At 72.4% G+C, this 20,916-nt stretch carries 21 protein-coding genes, 2 pseudogenes and 1 riboswitch; of the genes and pseudogenes, 11 read left to right on the top strand and 12 right to left on the bottom strand.

The window, feature by feature from the left end; all coding sequences use genetic code 11:
• Window positions 1-6: 6 nt before the first annotated feature.
• The 7 genes from OG844_RS08360 to OG844_RS08330 all read right to left on the bottom strand — a co-directional run bounded on the left by OG844_RS08360 (window position 7) and on the right by OG844_RS08330 (window position 8,504).
• Complete coding sequence (locus tag OG844_RS08360) at window positions 7-1,353, bottom strand: cobyrinate a,c-diamide synthase (RefSeq protein WP_406389204.1); 1,347 nt, start codon at window positions 1,351-1,353, stop codon at window positions 7-9.
• Window positions 1,347-1,955 carry a cob(I)yrinic acid a,c-diamide adenosyltransferase gene (cobO, locus tag OG844_RS08355; RefSeq protein ID WP_406389203.1) on the bottom strand — a complete coding sequence of 203 codons (609 nt, stop codon included), beginning with the start codon at window positions 1,953-1,955 and terminating at the stop codon, window positions 1,347-1,349. Before cobO ends, OG844_RS08360 begins: the two co-directional genes overlap by 7 nt.
• Window positions 1,955-3,994: a putative cobaltochelatase gene (locus tag OG844_RS08350; protein ID WP_406389202.1), complete on the bottom strand. Its 2,040-nt coding sequence runs from the start codon at window positions 3,992-3,994 to the stop codon at window positions 1,955-1,957. Before OG844_RS08350 ends, cobO begins: the two co-directional genes overlap by 1 nt.
• Entirely contained in the window at window positions 3,991-5,643 is a 1,653-nt protein-coding gene (locus OG844_RS08345) for a cobyric acid synthase (protein ID WP_406389200.1), read from the bottom strand. Before OG844_RS08345 ends, OG844_RS08350 begins: the two co-directional genes overlap by 4 nt.
• Complete coding sequence (locus OG844_RS08340) at window positions 5,640-6,587, bottom strand: cobalamin biosynthesis protein (protein WP_406389199.1); 948 nt, start codon at window positions 6,585-6,587, stop codon at window positions 5,640-5,642. Before OG844_RS08340 ends, OG844_RS08345 begins: the two co-directional genes overlap by 4 nt.
• Window positions 6,588-6,716: 129 nt before the next feature.
• A riboswitch (cobalamin riboswitch) is annotated at window positions 6,717-6,844 on the bottom strand.
• Between the two features lie 163 nt (window positions 6,845-7,007).
• Window positions 7,008-7,229 carry a hypothetical protein gene (locus OG844_RS08335; RefSeq protein WP_329212435.1) on the bottom strand — a complete coding sequence of 74 codons (222 nt, stop codon included), beginning with the start codon at window positions 7,227-7,229 and terminating at the stop codon, window positions 7,008-7,010.
• A 12-nt stretch (window positions 7,230-7,241) separates the two neighbouring features.
• Entirely contained in the window at window positions 7,242-8,504 is a 1,263-nt protein-coding gene (locus tag OG844_RS08330; protein WP_406389197.1) for an anion permease, read from the bottom strand.
• Between the two features lie 304 nt (window positions 8,505-8,808).
• On the opposite strand from OG844_RS08330, the gene OG844_RS08325 reads away from it, so the two are divergent.
• The 3 genes from OG844_RS08325 (at window position 8,809) to OG844_RS08315 (ending at window position 12,159) form a co-directional block, all read left to right on the top strand.
• A complete protein-coding gene (locus OG844_RS08325) occupies window positions 8,809-9,468 on the top strand; it encodes a class II aldolase/adducin family protein (protein ID WP_406389196.1) in 660 nt (219 codons plus the stop codon).
• Window positions 9,469-9,536: 68 nt separating this feature from the next.
• Window positions 9,537-10,667: an alpha/beta hydrolase gene (locus tag OG844_RS08320; protein ID WP_406389194.1), complete on the top strand. Its 1,131-nt coding sequence runs from the start codon at window positions 9,537-9,539 to the stop codon at window positions 10,665-10,667.
• Between the two features lie 184 nt (window positions 10,668-10,851).
• Window positions 10,852-12,159, top strand: coding sequence for a hypothetical protein (locus tag OG844_RS08315; RefSeq protein ID WP_406396049.1), 1,308 nt, complete (start codon window positions 10,852-10,854; stop codon window positions 12,157-12,159).
• A 30-nt stretch (window positions 12,160-12,189) separates the two neighbouring features.
• On the opposite strand, the gene OG844_RS08310 is transcribed toward OG844_RS08315, so the two are convergent.
• The 3 genes and pseudogenes from OG844_RS08310 to OG844_RS08300 form a co-directional block, all read right to left on the bottom strand.
• Complete coding sequence (locus tag OG844_RS08310; protein ID WP_406389193.1) at window positions 12,190-12,600, bottom strand: VOC family protein; 411 nt, start codon at window positions 12,598-12,600, stop codon at window positions 12,190-12,192.
• 98 nt (window positions 12,601-12,698) lie between these two features.
• Window positions 12,699-13,154: pseudogene (locus OG844_RS08305) on the bottom strand (neutral zinc metallopeptidase); the annotation flags it as partial.
• A 10-nt stretch (window positions 13,155-13,164) separates the two neighbouring features.
• Window positions 13,165-13,692, bottom strand: a complete 528-nt coding sequence (locus OG844_RS08300; protein WP_406389192.1) for a neutral zinc metallopeptidase — start codon at window positions 13,690-13,692, stop codon at window positions 13,165-13,167.
• Window positions 13,693-13,839: 147 nt separating this feature from the next.
• On the opposite strand from OG844_RS08300, the gene OG844_RS08295 reads away from it, so the two are divergent.
• The 3 genes from OG844_RS08295 to OG844_RS08285 all read left to right on the top strand — a co-directional run bounded on the left by OG844_RS08295 (window position 13,840) and on the right by OG844_RS08285 (window position 16,969).
• A complete protein-coding gene (locus tag OG844_RS08295; protein ID WP_351168700.1) occupies window positions 13,840-15,438 on the top strand; it encodes an ABC-F family ATP-binding cassette domain-containing protein in 1,599 nt (532 codons plus the stop codon).
• A gap of 367 nt (window positions 15,439-15,805) precedes the next feature.
• Window positions 15,806-16,027, top strand: coding sequence for a helix-turn-helix domain-containing protein (locus tag OG844_RS08290; RefSeq protein ID WP_018518904.1), 222 nt, complete (start codon window positions 15,806-15,808; stop codon window positions 16,025-16,027).
• Window positions 16,028-16,177: 150 nt separating this feature from the next.
• Window positions 16,178-16,969, top strand: coding sequence for an enoyl-CoA hydratase/isomerase family protein (locus tag OG844_RS08285; protein ID WP_356419568.1), 792 nt, complete (start codon window positions 16,178-16,180; stop codon window positions 16,967-16,969).
• Between the two features lie 46 nt (window positions 16,970-17,015).
• On the opposite strand, the gene OG844_RS08280 is transcribed toward OG844_RS08285, so the two are convergent.
• A complete protein-coding gene (locus OG844_RS08280; RefSeq protein ID WP_406389190.1) occupies window positions 17,016-17,711 on the bottom strand; it encodes a hypothetical protein in 696 nt (231 codons plus the stop codon).
• A gap of 94 nt (window positions 17,712-17,805) precedes the next feature.
• Between OG844_RS08280 and OG844_RS08275 the strand changes: the two genes are divergently transcribed.
• From OG844_RS08275 to amaP, 5 genes are read left to right on the top strand one after another with little or no spacing between them, the layout of a single operon-like run.
• Window positions 17,806-18,297, top strand: a complete 492-nt coding sequence (locus OG844_RS08275; RefSeq protein WP_406389189.1) for an Asp23/Gls24 family envelope stress response protein — start codon at window positions 17,806-17,808, stop codon at window positions 18,295-18,297.
• A gap of 36 nt (window positions 18,298-18,333) precedes the next feature.
• Window positions 18,334-18,528, top strand: coding sequence for a hypothetical protein (locus OG844_RS08270; RefSeq protein WP_406389187.1), 195 nt, complete (start codon window positions 18,334-18,336; stop codon window positions 18,526-18,528).
• Complete coding sequence (locus tag OG844_RS08265; protein WP_406389185.1) at window positions 18,525-18,869, top strand: hypothetical protein; 345 nt, start codon at window positions 18,525-18,527, stop codon at window positions 18,867-18,869. Before OG844_RS08270 ends, OG844_RS08265 begins: the two co-directional genes overlap by 4 nt.
• A complete protein-coding gene (locus tag OG844_RS08260) occupies window positions 18,866-19,552 on the top strand; it encodes a DUF6286 domain-containing protein (RefSeq protein ID WP_406389184.1) in 687 nt (228 codons plus the stop codon). Before OG844_RS08265 ends, OG844_RS08260 begins: the two co-directional genes overlap by 4 nt.
• Window positions 19,553-19,557: 5 nt before the next feature.
• Entirely contained in the window at window positions 19,558-20,136 is a 579-nt protein-coding gene (gene amaP / locus OG844_RS08255) for an alkaline shock response membrane anchor protein AmaP (protein ID WP_406389183.1), read from the top strand.
• Window positions 20,137-20,158: 22 nt separating this feature from the next.
• Here amaP and OG844_RS08250 read toward each other — a convergent pair.
• Window positions 20,159-20,913: pseudogene (locus OG844_RS08250) on the bottom strand (SDR family oxidoreductase).
• Window positions 20,914-20,916 lie beyond the last annotated feature (3 nt).

Raw genomic sequence — 20,916 nt, 5'->3', positions numbered from 1 at the left:
TGCTGCTCATGCCCGGCAGTGCTCCACGAAGCGCCGGGCCACCCCGGGTGACGCCGCCCAGTGCGTGTGCAGATAGCTCGCGTGCACACCCTGCTGGACGAAGCCCTCCACCCGCCGTTCCGGCTGGTGCATGCCCCAGGCGGGAGTGGCACCCGCGCCCGGCTCCAGCACCGTCCGGTGGAACTCGTGCCCGCGCAGCCGGGTTCCAGCCGCCGCCAGCACACTGTCGGACACCGCGACCGCCTGCCGGTAGCCGAGCGTCAGCCGCTCGGACATCCGGGCCGAGGCATCCAGGACCCCGCACATCGGACGCCCGTCCAGCTCACGCGCCAGGTACAGCAGCCCCGCGCACTCCGCCGCCACCGGGGCGCCGGACAGGGCCAGTTCGGTCACCGACCTGCGCAGCGGCTCGTTCGCCGAGAGCTCCGGCGCGTACATCTCGGGGAAGCCGCCACCTATGACCAGCCCCGCCGTCCCCGCGGGCAGCTTCTCGTCGTGCAACGGGTCGAAGACCACCACATCCGCTCCGGCGGCCGTCAGCAGCTCGGCGTGTTCCGCGTACGCGAACGTGAACGCTGCCCCGCCCGCCACGGCCACCACCGGCCGCAGCCCCTCGACGGGATGCCGCTCCGGCTCCCACACCTCGGCGGGCAGTGCGGGCGCCGAACGGGCCAGCGCCAGCAGGGCGTCCAGGTCGCAGCCCGCCCGTACCCGCTCCGCCATCGCCCGTACCGCGTCGACGGCCTCGGTCTGCCGCTCCGCCACCGGAACCAGACCCAGATGGCGCGAAGGCGTCACCACCTGCGGTGCCCGCCGCAGCGCCCCGAGGACCGGCAGGCCCGTCTCCTCGAGGGCCTCCCGCAGGAGGGCCTCGTGCCGGTCGGACGCCACCTTGTTGAGGATGACCCCGCCGATCCGCACCTCCGGATCCCAGGACGCGAAACCGTGCACGAGGGCAGCGACCGAACGGGACTGCGACGAGGCGTCGACGACCAGCACGACGGGAGCCCGGAGCAGCTTCGACACCTGGGCCGTGGAGGCGAGTTCACCCTGCCCCGAAGCACCGTCGTACAGCCCCATCACACCTTCGACGACCGCCAGGTCGGCACCGGCGGCACCGTGCGCGAACAACGGGGCGATCAGCTCCGGACCGCACATGTACGCATCCAGATTGCGCCCCGGCCGGCCGGTGGCCAGGGCGTGGTACCCCGGGTCGATGTAGTCCGGGCCCACCTTGTGCGGGGACACGGCGAGGCCGCGGCCCGCGAAGGCCGCCATCAGGCCCGTCGCGACCGTGGTCTTTCCGCTGTTGGAGGCCGGCGCGGCAATGACCAGACGAGGAACACTCACCACTCGATGCCCCTCTGGCCCTTCTGGCCGGCGTCCATCGGGTGCTTGACCTTCGACATGTCGGTCACCAGATCGGCGGCCTCGATCAGCTTCCCGGGAGCGTTGCGCCCGGTGATCACGACATGCTGCGTCCCCGGACGGTCGCGCATCACCTCGACGACCTCGTCGGTGTCGATCCAGCCCCAGTGCATCGGATAGGCGAACTCGTCCAGCACGTACAGCTTGTACGTCTGGGCCGCCAGGTCGCGCTTGACCTGCTCCCAGCCCTCACGGGCCTTCTCCTCGTTGTCGGAGTTGTCGCCGTGGAGGCCACGCTGGACCCACGACCAGCCCTCGCCCATCTTGTGCCAGTCGACGGTGCCGCCCTCGCCGCTCGCCCCGAGGACCTTCAGCGCGTTCTCCTCGCCGACCTTCCACTTCGCCGACTTCACGAACTGGAACACCCCGATCGGCCAGCCCTGGTTCCAGGCCCGCAGCGCGAGCCCGAAGGCCGCCGTCGACTTGCCCTTGCCGATGCCCGTGTGGACGAAGAGGAGCGGACGATTGCGTCGCTGACGTGTCGTCAGTCCGTCGTCCGGCACCGATACAGGCTGTCCCAGTGGCATTACGCGGCCCTCCCGGCTGCTTGAACATCCTTGACCAGTCCGGCGATCGAGTCGGCGCGCAGCTCGTCGAGCGTGACCGCGCTGCCCCCCAGGTCCCGGGCGAGCTGTGCGGCGAGCCCGAGGCGCACGAACCCCGACTCGCAGTCCACGACGACGGACGCCGTGCCCTCGGCGGCGTGCAGTCGGCCGGCCCGCGCGGCCAGCGCCACCGGGTCCGGACCACCGGTCGCCCGGCCGTCCGTCACCACGACGAGCAGCGGCCGCCGGGACGGATCGCGCATCCGCTCCACCCGCAGGACGTCGTGCGCCCTCAGCAGCCCCGCGGCCAGCGGGGTGCGCCCGCCGGTCGGCAGCGACTCCAGCCGCGCCGCCGCCGCGTCCACCGAAGAGGTGGGCGGCAGTACGACCTCGGCGTCCTTGCCGCGGAACGTCACCAGGCCCACCTTGTCCCGCCGTTGATAGGCGTCCAGCAGCAGCGACATCACGGCGCCCTTCACGGCGCTCATCCGCTGCCGGGCCGCCATCGACCCCGAGGCGTCCACCACGAACAGCACCAGGTTCCCCTCGCGCCCCTCCCGCGTCGCCTGCCGCAGATCGTCACGCCGTACGACGAGCCCCCGCCCTGACCGCCCGCGTGCCCGCTGGTGCGGCGCCGCCGCCTGCACGGTCGCCGCGAGGTGCAGCTTCGTCAGCGCCCCCTGGGGCCGCCGCGCTCCCGTCGTCCGCCCGTGCTCGGTACGCGCCCGGGACCGCCGCCCGGCCGCGCCCTCGCCGAGACCCGGCACGCTGAGCATCTTCGTGCGGAACGGCTCCGAGGCACGTACCGGCTGCTGCTCCCCGCCGCCGGGCGGCGCGGGCGCGTCGGGACGGCCGGTTCCGGGACCGCTCTCCTCCCCGGGACCGCTCTCCGTGCCCGGACCGCCCTCCGTGCCCGGACCGCCCTCCGCGTCGGGACCGCCGCCCTGAGGGGGCAGCCCGCCGCCACCGGGCCCGTCGGGATCCGGATCGTCCTCGCCCCCGGCCGCGTCGTCGGCCGCCTCCCTGAGCGTGTCGTCGAGCTTGTCCTCGTCCAGCCCGGGGGCGTCGAAGGGGTTCCTCCGCCGCCGGTGGGGGAGCGCCAGGAGCGCGGCCTGCCGCACGTCCTCGGCGGTGACCTCGACGCGCCCCGCCCACGCGGCCAGCGCCGTGGCGGTGCGGGCCATGACGATGTCGGCACGCATGCCGTCCACCTCGAAGGCCGCGCACGTCGCCGCGATCTGCCGCAACACGCCGTCCCCGAGCACCACTTCGGGCAACAGGACACGCGCGGCGGCGATCCGTGCCCGCAACGCGCCCTCCTCCTGAGCCCACCGGGCGGCGAACCCGTCCGGATCGTCGTCGTACGCGAGCCGCCGCCGCACGACCTCGACCCGCTGGTCGGTGTCGCGGGAAGCGGCCACCTCGACGGTCAGCCCGAAGCGGTCCAGCAACTGCGGGCGCAGCTCGCCCTCTTCGGGGTTCATCGTCCCGACCAGCAGGAACCGCGCCGCGTGCCGTACGGAGACGCCTTCGCGCTCGACGTACGAAGCACCCATGGCCGCCGCGTCGAGCAGCAGGTCCACCAGGTGGTCATGGAGCAGGTTGACCTCGTCCACGTACAGGATCCCGCGGTGGGCGTCGGCGAGGAGCCCCGGCTCGAAGGCCTTGACCCCCTCCGAGAGCGCCCGCTCGATGTCCAGCGCACCCACGAGCCGGTCCTCGGACGCGCCGACGGGCAGCTCCACGGTCCGCGCGGCACGTGACACGCCGGTCCCGGCCTCGTGCGGACCGTCGGGACACGCCGGGTCGGGCGCGGCCGGATCGCAGGAGAACCGGCACCCGAAGACCACGGACACCTCCGGCATGAGCGCGGCGAGCGCCCGTACGGCGGTGGACTTGGCAGTGCCCTTCTCGCCCCGCACGAGAACACCGCCGACGGCCGGGCTGACGGCGTTCAGCAACAGCCCGAGCCGCAGATCGTCCTGTCCGACGATGGCGGTGAAGGGATACGGGGTACTCACGGTGCCTCCTCTGTCACGAGATCAACTGCTCCATCCGCACCGGGCGTCGGCTCGGCGCTCCGGGGCGCGAAGTCAAGCCTGTCCGGAGATCGAGGACCGGGGGCCGGGGCGGAACCGCGGTCACGGGATGCCCGCGGCGGCCCCGGCGGCACGAACGGCAGCCCCGCCGGCGCCCCCTCCTCGATCAGCCGCCACAACGCATCCGTGTCCGCGTGCTCCTCGATCAGATCCCCCAGCCGGTCCAGCTGCTCCTCCCGGAGCTCCGAGAAGCTCGTGTCCGGAGCCGCCACGAAGCGCCGCCCGGCCGCGCGCGCCACCTCCGCCAGGAACCGCCGCCTGAACGCGTCGCTCTCCAGCGACCCGTGCCAGTGCGTGCCCCACACGGCGCCCACCCGGCACCCGTCCAGGAACGTCTCACCGCCGCGCACATCGGCGACCCCGTGATGGATCTCGTACCCCTCCACGGGCTCTCCGAGCGCCGACCCGACAGGCCGGCCAAGCACCTTCTCCCGGCCGAACCGGATCCGCACCGGCAGCAGCCCCAGCCCTTCGACCAGCCCCGCCCGCGACTCCACCTCGTCCTCGATGGACTCACCGAGCACCTGGAAGCCGCCGCAGATCCCCAGCACCGGCAGCCCTTCGGCGGCCCGCCGCAGCAGCGCGTCGGCCAGCCCTCGCTCGCGCAGCCACGCCAGCGCCTTCACCGTGCCGCGCGTACCGGGCACGATCACCAGGTCCGCGTCGGCGAGCTCCTCGGCCCGGTCCACGAACCGCACCACCACACCCGGCTCGGCCGCCAGCGCGTCCACATCGGTGAAGTTCGACATCAGCGGCACGGCGCACACCGCGACCCGCAGGACGTCCTGCCCGTGCGGAGGCGCGACGACCGACTCCCGGACGGCGCCGCGCATCGACACCCGCAGCCCGTCCTCCTCGTCGATGCCGAGGCCGTGGGCGAACGGCAGCACGCCGTACGTACGGCGCCCGGTGAGCTCATACAGCATGTCCAGGCCGGGCTCCAGCAACGACACATCGCCGCGGAACTTGTTGACGAGGTACCCGGCGACCAGCGACTGGTCCTCGGCGCTCAGCAGCGCCGTCGTACCGAAGAACGAAGCGAACACCCCGCCCCGGTCGATGTCCCCGACGACCAGCACCGGGAAGCGAGCCGCCCGCGCGATGCCCATGTTCACGATGTCCGTGCGCCGCAGATTGATCTCGGCCGGACTGCCCGCCCCCTCGCAGATCACGGCGTCATACGTGCCCCGGAGCTGCTCCAGACAGTCCACGACCGTCCCCAGCAGCGATTCCTGGCGCCCGCCGTGGTAGCCCCGCGCGCTCATCTCGCCGACCGGCTTGCCCATCAGGACCACCTGACTGGAGCGGTCACCACCGGGCTTGAGCAGCACCGGATTCATCAGCACGCTCGGCTCCACCCGGGCGGCCTGCGCCTGCATCGCCTGGGCGCGGCCGATCTCCGCACCCTCGCGGGTGACGAACGAGTTCAGCGACATGTTCTGCGCCTTGAACGGCGCGACCTTCACCCCCCGGCGCACCAGCCACCGGCAGATTCCCGCCGTGACGACACTCTTGCCCGCGTCCGAGGTCGTTCCCGCGACCAGCAGCCCGCCGCCCTGTCCGCCGCTCATGCCCGGCCCCTCCTTCCCGAAGCCAGCCGCGCGGCCGCACACACGCCGAGGGCCAGCACACTCACCCGGCGCGACAGCCGCACCGCGCGTTCGATATCCGTCACCCGCACGTCCCGGCCGGTCTCCCCGTTGAGCACGGGCCGGTGCTCGACCCGCCCGCCGTACGCGAGGGTCCCGCCGAGGCGCACACCGAGCACACCCGCGAACGAGGCCTCCACCGGGCCCGCGTTGGGGCTCGGGTGCTTGCCCGCGTCGGCCCGCCAGGCCCGTACGGCCTCGCGCGGACGGCCACCGGCGGCCACGGCGAGCACGGCGGTGAGGCGGGCACCGGGCCAGCCGGCGAGGTCGTCGAGGCGGGCCGAGGCCCAGCCGTAGCGCCGGTGGCGCGGAGACCTGTGACCGACCATGGCGTCGAGGGTGTTGACGGCCCGGAATCCGACGAGGCCCGGGACACCACCGATGGCGCCCCACACCAGAGCGCCGACGACGGCGTCCGAGGTGTTCTCGGCGACGGACTCCACCACCGCGCGGGCGATCTGCGGTCCGTCGAGGGACTGGGGGTCACGGCCGCAGAGGTGCGGCAGCCGCTCCCGGGCCACCTCGATGTCACCGGCGGCGAGCGCACCGCCGATGGCCCGGGCCTCCCGGCCCAGCGACGTACCGCCGACGACGGACCAGGTGGCGACGGCGGTCAGTGCCACGGCCGCGGCGGGACGGTTGCGTACGGCACGGGCGGCCAGCGCGGCGGCGCCCGCTGCGCCCCCGGCGCAGACCAGCGCGTGCAGGGCGCCCCAGCCGCGGTGATCGCGCCACAGCCGGCTCTCGAGGCCTGCCGCGGCCTGCCCGAAGGCGGCGACGGGGTGGCCCCGCCGGGGGTCACCGAGCAGCAGGTCGCCGATCAGACCGGCGGTGGCGCCGTACGCGAAGATGCGGTCGGCTCGCACGGTTCAGCCGGCCGTCGTGCCTCGAAGGATGTTCGGAGCGGGTGACACAGGGACCGACGCACGGCAGCCAGGCATGGCAGATGTCCTTAACTCAGGGTCCGCGCCCTGGTTCGACGTGACCGGCGACGAGAGTCTCCTGGCTTCCGGATCCGCAGTTCCCCCGGCCTTCCAGTCCGTGCCGGACCGTGACTTCCGTGTGGGGGCCTGCTCCCCGGTGACAGTGGCGGGACCGCGCCGGATTCGCACCGGCTTCCTCTCCTGTCGCCGTAAATGGCACCGGCAGTCCACCACGCCCCGTGAACGCCCGTCAACCTGCCGTTGACCTGCGGAAGTGCAGTGTGCGCAGACGCACATCGGGCCGGACACACACGTGGTGTGTCCGGCCCGATGCGAGGAGACGGTGGCGTGGCGCCGGAGTGGTCAGACGACGATCAGATAGATCCCGTAGGCGACCGCCGCCGCGCACAGCCCGAAGCAGGCGTACGCGCCGGTGCGCGCCAGCGTGAGAGATCCGCCGGACTGCACCGCCGAGGCCTGCTTGGAGAGGCCGATGATGCCGAGAGTGAAGAGGCCGACCAGTGCGACGGTGACCACGAGGCTGACGCCGAAGACGGAGGCGAGAGCTGCCCAGTCGATGTTCATGCGGATCTGTCCTTACACCGTGGCCGGTCGGGCCGGGTCGGCCGGGGATCCGGCCGTCGGGGCCGGGGCCGGGATGGTGGTCTTGAGGTCCGGGACGCCGGAGCCGACGGGCGGAGGGCTGACGGCCGCGATGGCGGTGGTGACGACGCCCGCGGGCTCGGCGTCCGTCTCGTTGACGTTGGTGTGGTCGACCGGCTTGCGGCGCGACAGCAGCCAGATGGCAGCGGAGCCCGCGACGAGGAGCACGGCGACCACGCCGACACCCCAGGGGCCCTGCTTGGTGAGGAACTCCGCGCCCGCGCCGACCAGACCGGCGGCCGGCAGGGTCAGGCCCCAGGCGATGAACATGCGGGTGGCCGTGGACCAGCGGACCACGCCCCCCTTGCGTCCGAGACCGGCGCCCATCACGGCACCGGAGCAGGACTGGGTGGTGGAGAGCGAGAAGCCGAGGTGCGAGGAGGCCAGGATGACCGTGGCCGCACTGGTCTGGGCGGCGAAGCCCTGCGGCGGCTTGAGCTCGGTGAGGCCGCTGCCCATGGTGCGGATGATGCGCCAGCCGCCGAGATAGGTGCCCAGCGCGATGGCGATACCGGCGGAGGCGATGACCCAGACCGGCGGGTTGGAGCCGGGGGCGAGCACGCCACCGGTGACCAGGGCCAGGGTGATGATGCCCATCGTCTTCTGGGCGTCGTTGGTGCCGTGGGCGAGCGAGACGAGACCCGCCGAGGCGATCTGTCCGGCCCGGTAGCCCTTGGCGGTCGACTTCAGCTGCGCCTCGTCGGTGATCTTCCGGTTGAGGCGGTACGTCAGCTTCGTGGCCAGCAGTGCGGCCAGACCGGCGACGAGGGGGGCCGCGATCGCGGGCAGGAGGACCTTCGTGACGACGGTGCCGCCGTTGATCGAGGACCAGCCGGCCGACATCACCGCGGCGCCGATGAGGCCGCCGAAGAGTGCGTGGGAGGAGCTGGAGGGCAGGCCGACCAGCCAGGTCAGTAGATTCCACAGGATGGCGCCGACGAGCGCCGCGAAGATGACCTCGGTTCTGAGGCCGTCCTCATTGATGATCCCGCCGGAGATCGTCTTGGCGACCTCCACCGACAGGAACGCGCCGACGAGGTTGAGAACGGCGGACATGGCCACCGCTGTCTTGGGCTTGAGGGCGCCGGTCGAGATGGTGGTGGCCATCGCGTTGGCGGTGTCGTGGAAACCGTTCGTGAAATCGAACACGAGAGCTGTCACGATCACGATCGCGAGCAGCAGCGTGATGTGTTCCATTTACCCAGGCAATCGTTCGACGTCAGTGGCTGTAGGAACGTAAGCAACCTGGGTGAACGGAAGGTGAACTGGGCAGGGCGTTGCGGTGACCCCAAGCGCGAATGGCCATTCCGCTTGTGTGCACCCGGGGCGGTCGCACCGGCCTGCGACGGTGCGGGAACCGGCCTTCGCCGGGTTCCGGCGTATCCCCGGTCTGCCGTATTTGCCCCATTGGGGAGACATCGCTCACGTGCTCCGCGACGGATTCGCCCGACACGTCCGGTGGGCCCGGCGTCATCCGAACGCATGACCCTAGGATCGCCGCATGGGCGATCAGCACCGGGACGCGATCGAGCGGGCATGGGACGGCGTCGTGGCGACGGCCCGCAGGACTGCCGCGGACGGTCTGGTCGTCGGCACCTCGGGCAATGTGTCGGCGCGGGTCGGCGGAGTCGTCCTGGTCACCCCCAGCGGAGTGCCCTACGACCGGCTGGGTCCCGGGGACGCGGTCGGCGTCGACCTCGAAGGGCGCCAGGTCCTCGGCGACATGGCCCCGACCAGCGAGCTTCCCCTCCACCTGGCCGTCTACAGGAACAGCGGCGCCGCCGCCGTCGTACACACCCACGCGGTCCACGCCACGGCCGTCTCCACCCTCGTCGACGAGGTCCCGCTGGTGCACTACGCCGCCGCCGTGCTCGGCGGCCCCGTCCGCACCGCCGCCTACGCCCGGTACGGGACGGCGGAGCTTGCCGGGAACATGCTCACCGCACTGCGCGACCGCACGGGCTGCCTGCTGCAGAACCACGGAACGGTCACCTACGGGGACACCCTCGACGAGGCTTACGAGCGCACTGCGCAGCTCGAATGGATGTGCAGGCTCTGGCTCACCGCGAGCTCCGTGCCCGGCCACCACCCGTCCCTGCTCTCCCGCGCCCAGTTGCGCGACGTACAGGACGCCCTCAAGGGGTACGGCCAGCCCGGCTGAGCCCGGGGCCGGCACCGTACGGCCCCGTTCCGCTGGCAGCACGCGCCGCAGCCCAGGACACTGGAGCCGTGCGCCCGGCAACAGTGACGGCAGCAGCCGTCTCCACGATCCTCGGCGTCGGAGCGGCAGCGGTCGCGGCCGGCCGGTACGCCAGCGACGCCGCCCTCGGGGCCCCGTCACCACGCCCCTTCCCCGGAGACCGAAAACTCACCGTGCACGCCACGGCGCCCGGGCAGGTCACTCTGACCCGCTCCTTCGCCGCGCTGCGCCCCGGCACGTACGGACTGGTGGGCCGCGACGTCCGCGCGATCGTCGGCCCGGTCGTCGAGCAGGCGCCGCACGGCTCCGCCGACACCGTCGTGCGCAGGCTGGAACGCGTCACCCGGGGCAGCCTGGAACCTGGCGCCAAGGTCCGCCTCACCCCCGAGCTCCACAGCGGCGACCCGCTCGACGCACTCGGCCTCACGTACAAGGAGGTGGAGATCCCCGGCGAGCTGGGCGCCCTGCCCGCGTGGTTCCTCCCCGGCGCCCGCGACACCTGGGTGATCACCGTGCACGGTCTCGGAACCACCCGCGAACACCCCCTGAACGTGACGGGATTCCTGCAGGAGCAGCAGTTCCCGGTGCTCGACCTCGCCTACCGGGGTGACACCGGAGCGCCCCGCTCCCCGGACGGGCTCGGCCACCTCGGCGAGTCCGAGTGGCGCGACCTGGACGCGGCCATCCGCTACGCCGTGCGCTACGGGGCCGAACGCGTCGTGGTCCACGGCTGGTCCACCGGCGCCACGATGGCCCTGCATGCCGCCGTCAACTCCGCACTCCGCGACCGCATCAGCGGTCTCGTCCTGGACTCCCCGGTGCTGGACTGGAAGGTCACCCTCCGTGCCCTGACCGTCGCCCACGGCATCCCCGCCGCACTCCTGCCCCTCGCCGTCCGGGCCGCCCAGGGCCAGACCGGACTGCGCGGCGCCCCGCTCCTGGACACCTCCGTACCGACCGCCCTGCACGCCCCCACGCTGATCTTCCACGGCCCCGACGACACCCTGGCGCCCTGGCAGCCGTCCCGGCGACTGGCCGCACTGCGTCCCGACCTGGTCACCCTGCACCCCGTGACCCAGGCTCCGCATGCGGCGATGTGGAATGCCGATCCGGCACGCTACGAAGAGGCCCTCAGACGCTTCCTCACGCCTCTGATGTGAGCTGATGGGATGGATCGGCCCGCTTGGTGACCGGGCCCGAAACCTTCCCGTACCCATGGGATCCGGCTTCCGTTTGGGCTTTCGGGCCGTCAGAGGCAAGACTGCTCCTGTGACGTCCCGTACCCCGCGCGACTCCAGGCTGCGACTTGTCCGCCCGCGACCCCTTGCCACCGCCCGCAAGGCCGTGACCACCCGGCGCACCAGGCCGGCCCCCCGCCCTCCCGAGGGCACACCGCCCCCTGCGGAACTGGCACGCCAGGCCAGGGCCGTGCTCGCCCACGCCGTCCGGATCGCCCACTGGGCCGCCGACGCGGCGGGCCCGGGGGCAGCCCCGCTCGCCACCGAGGCCCTGGAACGGGCCGCGGCGGCGCTGGAACTGTCCCCCGCCCAGATACAGACCGGCTGGGACCGGGCCAGGCTGGCCGGGCTGATCGAACTCCACGGCGACACCGCGCGCCCCGGCTGGAGGCTGCGCGCCTGGGACCGGGACGACTCCGCCGTGCTCCGCGGCTGGGTGGCGCTCTTCGACGCCTGGTCGCTCGTCCACGCCGCACCCGAAGGAATCGAGGCGACCGCCGTCGCCGAAGCCGTCGAGGCGGTGCCCCAGGTGCTCTCGCTCCTGCAGCTCTCCGCCGGGCCCGTCACCGTGCCCGCCCTCCTCGACCTCCTCGGCCAGCGCGTCGCGGAACTCCACGAGGAGCGGTGCGAGGTGCCGTACGGGCCGCCGCAGCAGCCCGCGCCCGGCAGCACCGCGACCGGGCAGCCCGAGGACCTGAACGCGCTCCTGCTCGACTGGGCCCTCGAAGGCCTCGCCGCCGTCGGCGCGCTGACGCTCGGAGCCGGACAGGCCACACTCACCCCCCTCGGCAACTGGGCGGTCTGGGTCAAGCTGGAACAGATCTGCGTCGCCGCCCAGAGCCCGGCCGGGAACATCGAGCAGTCCGCGGCCGACATGCTGCTCGGCTGCGCCCGGCTCACCCCCGGGCCCGCCCGCGTCGAATACCGGGCCTGGCTCGCCGCCCGGACCGTCGGCAGCGCGGTGACAGAACTGCTCGCCGTCGCCCGCGGCGAGGACGCCCTGCTGCGCGGTCTCGCCTTCGAGGCGCTGCGCGTCGTCGGTGCTCCCGCGGAGCCCGTGGTGCGCACCGTCGTCAGCGAACCGCCGCTGCGTCCGTACGCCCTGCTCTGGCTCGCCGAGTACGAGGGTGCCGACCCGGACGACGCCCAGGACGTCCTCAGCCGTGAGGAAGCCACCTGGCTCTGGATCGACACCGCCGCGGCGGTCGCGGACCACGGCGAGACCGGACTCCTGGTCCGCCATCTCGACTCCGCCGTCCAGGGCACGGTCCCGGCCCTGCTCGACGAGGTCCGCGCGGTCGGACACCCGCGCACCGTGCAGGTACTGGTCGCCCTGGCCGCCGCCCACCCCGACCCGGCACTCGCCAAGGCCGTACGCCGGGCGGCCTTCCAGGTGCACACCGGCGGCGCCTGAGCACGGAACGCGAAACCCCGGGGGAGTCGGTCAGCCCGCCGAACCCGGGGCGTACGTCCCGAAGCTCCAGACGTTGCCCTCCGCGTCCCGCGCCATGTAGTCACGCGAGCCGTAGTCCTGGTCGGTGGGCGGCATCAGGATCTCCACGCCGTGCTCGACGGCCCGCGCGTGGTGCTCGTCCACCTCGTCCACGACGACGTACACCCCCGCGGGTCCCGCCCCCGCCATCGCCTTGGCGAACACGCCTTCGCCCCCCTTGGAGCCGAGCATCACCCTGCCGTTGCCGCAGGACAGCTCGGCGTGCAGGACGCTGCCGTCCTTCCCCTCGTACACCGCCTCCTCCGTGAAGCCCAGGGCCTGGGTCAGCGTCCTGATCGCGGCCCTCGCGTCGTCGTACAGAACCGTCGGACAGATCGTCGGAACACCGCCCGCGCCTGCCATCGAGCTCACCTTCTCCCAGCCGTTCCCACCGGTTTGCTGTGATCTGCGTCTCAGTGTTCCACCCGGCACCGACAGTGCGCCCCCGCAGGGTCGGCGGTTCAGCGGAAGGTGTCGCAGCGGCTCGCGTCCCTGGTACGGAATCCGGTCGTGAACCACTGCCGGCGCTGCTCCGACGAGCCGTGCGTCCACGACTCCGGATTCACGCTCTCCTGGAACCGCTCCTGGATCCGGTCGTCACCGACCGCCGCCGCGGCGTCCAGGCCGTCCCGGATGTCCACCTCCGTCAGCTCGGTGATCAGGGGGCGCCCCGACTCGGCGGCGGCGGTGGTGGTCGCGTCGTTCGCCCACACCCCGGCGTAGCAGTCCGCCTGCAGCTCCACCTTCACGGAAGTGCTGTCGGCGCCCTGCCGCCCGTCCTGCGCCCTGCTCGGCGTGCCCAGCTGGTTCTGCACGTGGTGGCCGTACTCGTGGGCGACGACATACGCCTCGGCGAACGGCCCGCCGCTCGATCCGAACGTCGTGCGCAGCTCGTCGAAGAACCCCAGGTCCAGATAGACCTGCCGGTCACCCGGGCAGGAGAGCGGCCCGACCGCCGAGGTGGCCGACCCGCAGGAGGGTGGCGATCCGGTCGCTGAACAGGACGGTCCGCGCCGGCGTGTACCTCTCGCCGTTCAGGGCGAATTCCTGGCCCCAGTAGTTCTGCACGCTGTTGACCACCGCCACGGTCCGGCAGTCGTCCTTGGTGTTCGCGTCCTCGCCCGTCAGGCAGCTCTGCTGGACCTGGGCGGCGGACGACGCGATCGCGGTCGTGTCGGGGTCGCCCGAGGAGAGTCCGAGCTGGTCCGGACCGACGCCGAAGAAGAGCCCCAGGACCAGCGCGACGATGCCGCCCCGCCCATGGTGGCCCTGCCACCCGGGATCCGGCTGCCGCGCACCTCCTGGACCTCGGACGTGTCCAGGTCGGCGTCGTCGTCGAACTGCATGGGGCGCACCACCCTCTGCTCCGGCTGCGGCACGGCACCCTTGCCGCCCCGCGCCGAGTATCGGGCAGTTCGGTAGGGGATGCCCTTTTATGTGACGCGCCGTGGTCACGGGGTGGCAGGCCGGAAGCACGCGGAAAACCAGGTGGACACCGCCAGTAGAATGAGCTCCATGGCAATTCTCCTTGTGCATTAGACGGCGTCGAGTCGTGAGTCCGTAACCGTCCCTCCGCCGTCCATACCGCCCTGGAGTTTTTCCGTGATCACCGCTTCCGGCATCGAGCTGCGCGCCGGCGCCCGCATCCTCATCGAGTCCGCCTCCTTCCGTATCGCCAAGGGCGATCGCATCGGCCTGGTCGGCCGTAACGGAGCGGGCAAGACCACCCTCACCAAATGCCTCGCCGGTGAAGGAACCCCGGCCGGCGGCACCATCACGCGCTCCGGCGAGGTCGGCTACCTCCCGCAGGACCCGCGCACCGGCGACCTCGAGGTCCTGGCCCGCGACCGCATCCTCTCCGCCCGCGGACTCGACGAGATCCTGCGCAAGATGCGGGAGAACGAGCAGCGGATGGCGACCGGCCAGGGCGCCACCCGCGAGAAGGCGATGAAGAAGTACGAGCGCCTGGAGACGGAGTTCCTCACCAAGGGCGGATACGCCGCCGAGGCCGAGGCCGCCACCATCGCCGCCGCGCTCAGCCTGCCCGACCGGGTGCTCGGTCAGCCCCTGCACACGCTCTCCGGTGGTCAGCGCCGCCGTGTCGAGCTCGCCCGCATCCTGTTCTCGGACGCCGACACCCTGCTCCTCGACGAGCCCACCAACCACCTGGACGCGGACTCGATCGTCTGGCTGCGCGACTACCTGAAGACCTACCGCGGCGGCTTCATCGTGATCTCCCACGATGTCGATCTCGTCGAGACGGTGGTCAACAAGGTCTTCTACCTCGACGCCAACCGCGCGCAGATCGACGTCTACAACATGGGCTGGAAGCTCTACCAGCAGCAGCGTGAGGCGGACGAGAAGCGCCGCAAGCGCGAGCGCCAGAACGCCGAGAAGAAGGCCGCGACACTCAACGCGCAGGCCGACAAGATGCGCGCCAAGGCCACCAAGACCGTCGCCGCTCAGAACATGGCCAAGCGCGCCGACCGGCTGCTCTCGGGCCTGGAGGCCGTCCGGGTCTCCGACAAGGTCGCCAAGCTGCGCTTCCCCGACCCCTCGCCCTGCGGCAAGACCCCGCTGATGGCGGAAGGCCTCTCCAAGTCGTACGGGTCGCTCGAGATCTTCACGGACGTCGACCTCGCCATCGACAAGGGCTCCCGCGTCGTCATCCTCGGCCTCAACGGTGCGGGCAAGACCACGCTGCTGCGCCTCCTCGGCGGCGCCGAGAAGCCCGACACCGGCGACATCATCGAGGGGCACGGGCTCAAGCTCGGGTACTACGCCCAGGAGCACGAGACCCTCGACCCGGACCGGACCGTCCTGGAGAACATGCGCTCCGCGGCGCCCGACCTCGACCTCGTCGCGGTCCGCAAGACGCTCGGCTCCTTCCTCTTCTCCGGCGACGACGTCGACAAGCCCGCGGGAGTGCTCTCCGGCGGTGAGAAGACCCGGCTCGCCCTGGCGACGCTGGTCGTCTCGTCCGCCAACGTGCTGCTCCTCGACGAGCCGACGAACAACCTCGACCCGGCCAGCCGCGAGGAGATCCTCGGCGCGCTGCGCACGTACAAGGGCGCGGTCGTGCTCGTCACCCACGACGAGGGCGCTGTCGAGGCGCTCCAGCCGGAGCGGATCATTTTGCTGCCCGACGGGGTCGAGGACCTCTGGGGTGCGGACTACCGGGACCTGGTCGCCCTGGCCTGATCCCGGGGGCCGGTCGTCGCGACCACCCGGCCCCGCCGGGATTCGGCGATCCACCGCGTCTGGATCATTCGGCCTATGTGTGATCCATCATCTGGGTGAGCGGGTCTCGTACCCCGGCGCGGCGCCCGGCAGATGCCTGGCAGGTGCACCCATTTAGGGCGACTCGCCCCGTACGGCCCTGACCTGGCCGTTCTTTCGAACAGCCGCCCCGTAGGCCACCGCAATCCCTCGGAATGCTTGATTCCACTTGTGTCTCCCCGCTTCAGGACCCGGAAACCGGTCGGACGGACCTTGCCGAATGGGTGGCCAGGAAGCCCAGGAGGGGTGATCATGAGAGTCCAGAGCGCACTTCCTTGAGGAGGCACGGGTGGCCGAGACTCTGAAGAAGGGCAGCCGGGTAACCGGCGCCGCGCGCGACAAGCTCGCGGCAGACCTGAAGAAGAAGTACGACTCCGGTGCGAGCATCCGGGCGCTGGCCGAGGAAACCGGCCGCTCCTACGGGTTCGTCCACCGGATGCTCAGCGAGTCCGGAGTGACGCTGCGGGGACGCGGCGGAGCGACACGAGGCAAGAAGGCCGCTACGGCCTGACGGCGGGCAGCGGTCCGGGGCCGGAGTGTGCCGACCCCGGGGGCTCACCGGAACACCGGGTGGCCACCCGGCCGATCGTCAGGTCGTCCGGGTGGTTACTGTTCAGTACTTGCCAGTAAGTGCTGACTGCACCCGATCCGGAGGCGCCCCATGACCTCGCTCGACTCTGTGCTCGACAAGGACGGCGTACGGCTCACCGTCGATGACGCGGTTGCCACGGTGACGCTCACCAACCCGGCCAAGCGCAACGCTCAGTCTCCCGCTCTGTGGCGGGCGTTGGCAGAGGCCGGACGGGTACTGCCCGGCAACGTGCGGGTCGTCGTGCTGCGTGGCGAGGGCAAGTCCTTCTCCGCGGGCCTCGACCGGCAGGCGTTCACCCCTGAGGGGTTCGACGGTGAGCCGTCCTTCCTCGACATGGCGCGTGGCTCCGAGGCCGACCTCGACGCGACCATCGCCGAGTACCAGGAGGGGTTCACCTGGTGGCGCCGCAACGACATCGTGTCGATCGCGGCCGTCCAGGGCCACGCGATCGGCGCCGGCTTCCAGCTCGCCCTCGCCTGCGACCTCCGGATCGCCGCCGAGGACGTGCAGTTCGCCATGCGCGAGACCGGCCTCGGTCTCGTCCCCGACCTCACGGGCACCCACCCCCTGGTGAACCTCGTGGGGTACGCCCGCGCGCTCGAGATCTGCGCCACCGGCCGCTTCGTGCACGCCGAGGAGGCCGAGCGCACCGGCCTCGCCAACCTCGTGGTCCCCGCCGACCAGCTGGACGCGGCAGCCCGCGACCTGGCCGCCGCACTGCTCGCCGCCCCGCGCGACGCGGTCATCGAGACCAAGGCCCTGCTCAGCGGCGCCGTCTCCCGCACGTACGAGGAGCAGCGCACCGCCGAGCGTGCCGCACAGGGCCGCCGGCTGCGCGACCTCGCCGGCGTCACCGACTGAACCGCCCGACCCTGACCCCGCCCCCGTCCCTGCGCCGGGGGCGGGGTCAGCCCTGCTCCACCACGGCCGTGACCAGTACGGCGACGGACGGCCTGCCCTCCACGGCGAAGGCCACCGCTTCGCGCACGGCCTGCGCCACATCGAGCGCACGGTGGTCCCCGGCCGTCGCCAGCTCCACCCGGACATGCCCCGCACCCGTGTGCACCGCGCTGCCCAGCACTCGCGTCAGCGAGACCACCCCGGGCACCCCGGCGGCCGCGGTCCCCGCCACCCCGTCCGGCTCGGCCCTGCGCACCTCGGCCTGCGGTACCGCGGCGGGCTCGGGCTCCTCGTCCAGCAGCCCCGTCACCCGAAGGTCCACCTCGGTGACGTCCAGGCCCAGTCGTACGGATGCCGCAACGAGCAACGCGGAGCGGAGCGCGTCCGCGGTGACGTGCAGCGGACGCTGCGCCGTCGTGGAGAAGCCCGCCTCGATCCGCAGCGGCCCCGGCGGCAGCGCGCTGGGCGGAGGAGGCACCACCGGGTCGGGCGCACTGTCCGCGTCTGCCGAGGCGATCCTGAGCCGCCCCAGCACCGCCCCCGAGCCGGCCGCGGCATCCCGCAGTACTGCAGCCGCCGCCCGTTCCGCGATCCAGGCCCCGTCGGCCGGCCCACCCAGAGGGAGTAACCGGCCGAGGTCGAGCCGTAGCCGTACCGCAGCGGTCCATCCGTCGGCCCGGTGCGAACTGTCAGCCGTTGTCATTGCCCCAGCCTGCCGCATCCACGGCGCGGGATGTGGAAAGCGCACCTAATGTGAGCGACGGAAGTCCAATCCTGACCCGAAGGGAAGAGCGGCGATGACCGAGACCCCACAGCGGAACCGGCCCGACAACCCCGGCGGTGTGCCCGGCGGGGACGACGGCAGGAAGAATCCGCTCGCCAAGCGCGGCGGGGGAGCCCCCGCCACCCGCGGCCGCACGACGATCGCCGACGGTGTGGTCGAGAAGATCGCCGGAATGGCCGCGCGCGATGTCGTGGGCGTCCACGCGATGGGCAGCGGCTTCTCCCGGACCTTCGGAGCGGTACGCGACCGGGTGCCGGGCGGAGGCAAGTCCGTGACCCGCGGCGTCAAGGCGGAGGTCGGCGAGTCCCAGACCGCCCTCGACCTGGAGATCGTCGTCGACTACGGCGTGTCGATCGCCGACGTGGCCCGCGATGTGCGTGAGAACGTCGTCGCCGCCGTCGAGCGGATGACCGGCCTCGAAGTCGTCGAGGTCAACATCGCGGTCAGCGATGTCAAACTGCCCGACGAGGAGGACGAGTCCGAGCCCGAGCCCCGTCTGCAGTAGACCTCCCTTCCCCATGAGGCAGTTGAGGAGCGCACGATGAGCATGGCTGTGGCCGGCCTGTTGGCCGGCATGGCGCTCGGTTTCGCCGGATACTTCGGCGGGTTCGGGGCCTTTCTCCTGGTGGCAGCCCTGGGCGCGGTCGGCTTCATCGCCGGCCGGTTCCTGGACGGCGACCTTGAACCCGGCGACTTCTTCCGCAGTCGCGAGCGCGGCGACCGGCGACGGCGGTGACAGACCGGGTCGCCGTCGCGGAGCGCGGGGAGACCCGGATCGCCGACCGGGTCGTCGCGAAGATCGCCGCGCAGGCGGCGAAGGAGGCGGTCGACAAGCCTCCCGAGGACGGCGCGCCGCCGAGCGCCACGGTCACCGTGCACCGGGACACCGCCCGGGTGCTGGTCAGCCTCGAGCTCGGCTACCCCAGTGATATCGGCCGCCAGTGCGGTGCGGTGCGTCGCCGTGTCATCGAGCGGGTAGAAGCATTGGCGGGCATGGAGGTGCCCGAAGTAGCGGTGCAGGTCGAGCGGCTGCATCCCGCAGGAGCGGGCGCGATGCCGGAGGGGAGCATCCGATGAGCGAGCCCCAGGATCCGCAGAACAGCACACGACGCCTGCCGGCCGCGGAGTCCGCGGCACCCACGGGCGTACTCGACATGGACCAGTCCGCGGCGGGGTCTTCCTACGACCCCGTTCCCGTACTGGACCGGCCCGGCGGTCACGCCGGCCGGTTCCGGTCCGAGCGCCGGATCCCCGCCACGCTCGTCGGTCTGGTGGTCCTCGGCGGCGCCGGGCTCCTGCTCTACGACATCGCGGCGGTACGGACCGGCCACCCGGCCATGCAGTGGCGGCGCTCGCTCGCCGACGAACTGGCGACCCGTCACCTCGACGACGTCTGGGTGCTGGCGGGCTCCGCGGCGGCAGCGGCCATCGGCCTGTGGCTGCTCTGGCTGGCCGTCACACCCGGACTGCGCGCGCTGCTGCCGATGCGCCGCGACCACCCCGGAATCCGGGCCGCACTCGACCGGAACGCCGCCGGCCTGGTCCTGCGCGACCGGGCCGTGGAGGTGTCCGGTGTGCAGTCCGTACGGGTCAGGACGGGACGCGGCAAGGTGGCCGTCCGCGCCGTGTCGCACTTCCGTGAACTCGACGACGTCCGCAACGACCTGGACACCGCGCTGGGCGCGGGAATCAAGGAGTTGGGCCTGGCCAGGCCGCCGCGCCTGTCCGTTCACGTCCGCAGGGCGGCGAAGAAGGGGTGAACCGCGTGATCGGAACCGTCAACCGGGTGCTGCTCGCCCTGGCCGGGCTGGTCCTCCTCGTCGTGGGCGGGGCCGTCCTGACGACGGGGCTCGGTGTGACCGTGCCGTCCTGGTGGCCCTTCGACGGCAAGGACGATGTGCTGCTCAGCCGGGGCGACCGGTACCGCTGGCGGGACGAGGGCTGGTGGTGGCCGGCCGTCATCGCGGGCCTGGCCGTCCTGGTGGTCCTCGCCCTGTGGTGGCTGCTCGCCCAGCTCCGCCGCGGCCGTCTCGCCGAGGTACTCGTCGACAGCGGCGACGGCCAGGGCGCGCTCCTGCGGGGCAGGGCACTGGAGGGCGTGCTCGGCAACGAGGCACGCACCCTGGACGGGGTCTCCGACGCCAAGGTCATGCTGACCGGTCGGCGCACCGCTCCGCAGGCCCGCGTCCGGTTGCTGCTGGAGCCGCACGCCGCCCCGGATCAGGCACTGCGAGGTCTCGCCGACGAGGCGCTGGCCCATGCGCGTACCTCGGCGGGCCTGGACGAGCTGCCCGCCGAGGTACGGCTCAAGGCCGTCAAGCACCGTGCGGAGCGGGTGAGCTGACGGCGCTGTCCGCTCCGGACCGTCAGAAGCCGTGCCGGGCACCGCCGTCGACGGGCACCATGATGCCCGTCAGATACGAGGCGGCAGGGGAGAGCAGGAAGGCCGAGGTCTTCCCGAACTCCTCCGGCGTGCCGTAGCGGCGCAGCGGGATGCGCGCCTCGTGTGCCCTGCGGGCCGCCTCCGCGTCACCCGACAGGGCGTCCAGCTCGCGCACCCGGTCCGTTTCGATCCGGGACGGCAGCACCCCGACGACCCGGATCCCCTGCGGGCCCAGCTCGTCGGCGAGGGACTTGGCGAAGCCGGCGAGGCCGGGGCGCAGGCCGTTGGAGATGGTGAGCCCGGCGATCGGCTCGTGCACCGACGCGGACAGTACGAAGCCGATGACACCGCCCTCGCCCAGTGCGGCAGCCGCCGTACGGGCCAGCCGTACGGCACCGAGGAAGACCGACTCGAACGCCGTCTGCCACTGATCGTCCGTGTTGTCGGCGGCGAAGCCCGGTGCGGGTCCGCCGACGCTGATGAGGATGCCGTCCAGCCTGCCGAAGCGTTCCTTCGCGGCATCCACCAGGCGCTGCGCGGCAGTCGGGTCGGCGTTGTCGGCGACGACGCCGAGAGCGCCGGGCCCCAGGTCCTCGGCGGCCGCCGCGACCCCCTTTCGTCCCGGCCGGAGACGATCACCTTCGCCCCGTCGGCGACCAGTTCGTGCGCGGTCGCACGGCCCAGCCCACGGGTCGCACCGGTGACGATGTAGACGCGGTCCTTCAGTCCAAGATCCATGGC

It is taken from the genome of Streptomyces sp. NBC_00887 (assembly GCF_045207585.1).
Note: the sequence above shows the minus strand (reverse complement) of the source record. Positions and strands in the feature narration are given on the sequence as shown.

Coding starts and splice junctions, on each gene's coding strand:
- OG844_RS08280 (WP_406389190.1), bottom strand. CDS start 17,711: ATGACAACGGCTGACAGTTCGCACCGGGCCGACGGATGGACCGCTGCG.
- OG844_RS08275 (WP_406389189.1), top strand. CDS start 17,806: ATGACCGAGACCCCACAGCGGAACCGGCCCGACAACCCCGGCGGTGTG.
- OG844_RS08335 (WP_329212435.1), bottom strand. CDS start 7,229: ATGAACATCGACTGGGCAGCTCTCGCCTCCGTCTTCGGCGTCAGCCTC.
- cobO (WP_406389203.1), bottom strand. CDS start 1,955: ATGCCACTGGGACAGCCTGTATCGGTGCCGGACGACGGACTGACGACA.
- OG844_RS08310 (WP_406389193.1), bottom strand. CDS start 12,600: ATGGCAGGCGCGGGCGGTGTTCCGACGATCTGTCCGACGGTTCTGTAC.
- OG844_RS08260 (WP_406389184.1), top strand. CDS start 18,866: ATGAGCGAGCCCCAGGATCCGCAGAACAGCACACGACGCCTGCCGGCC.
- OG844_RS08330 (WP_406389197.1), bottom strand. CDS start 8,504: ATGGAACACATCACGCTGCTGCTCGCGATCGTGATCGTGACAGCTCTC.
- OG844_RS08285 (WP_356419568.1), top strand. CDS start 16,178: ATGACCTCGCTCGACTCTGTGCTCGACAAGGACGGCGTACGGCTCACC.
- OG844_RS08345 (WP_406389200.1), bottom strand. CDS start 5,643: ATGAGCGGCGGACAGGGCGGCGGGCTGCTGGTCGCGGGAACGACCTCG.
- OG844_RS08325 (WP_406389196.1), top strand. CDS start 8,809: ATGGGCGATCAGCACCGGGACGCGATCGAGCGGGCATGGGACGGCGTC.
- OG844_RS08270 (WP_406389187.1), top strand. CDS start 18,334: ATGAGCATGGCTGTGGCCGGCCTGTTGGCCGGCATGGCGCTCGGTTTC.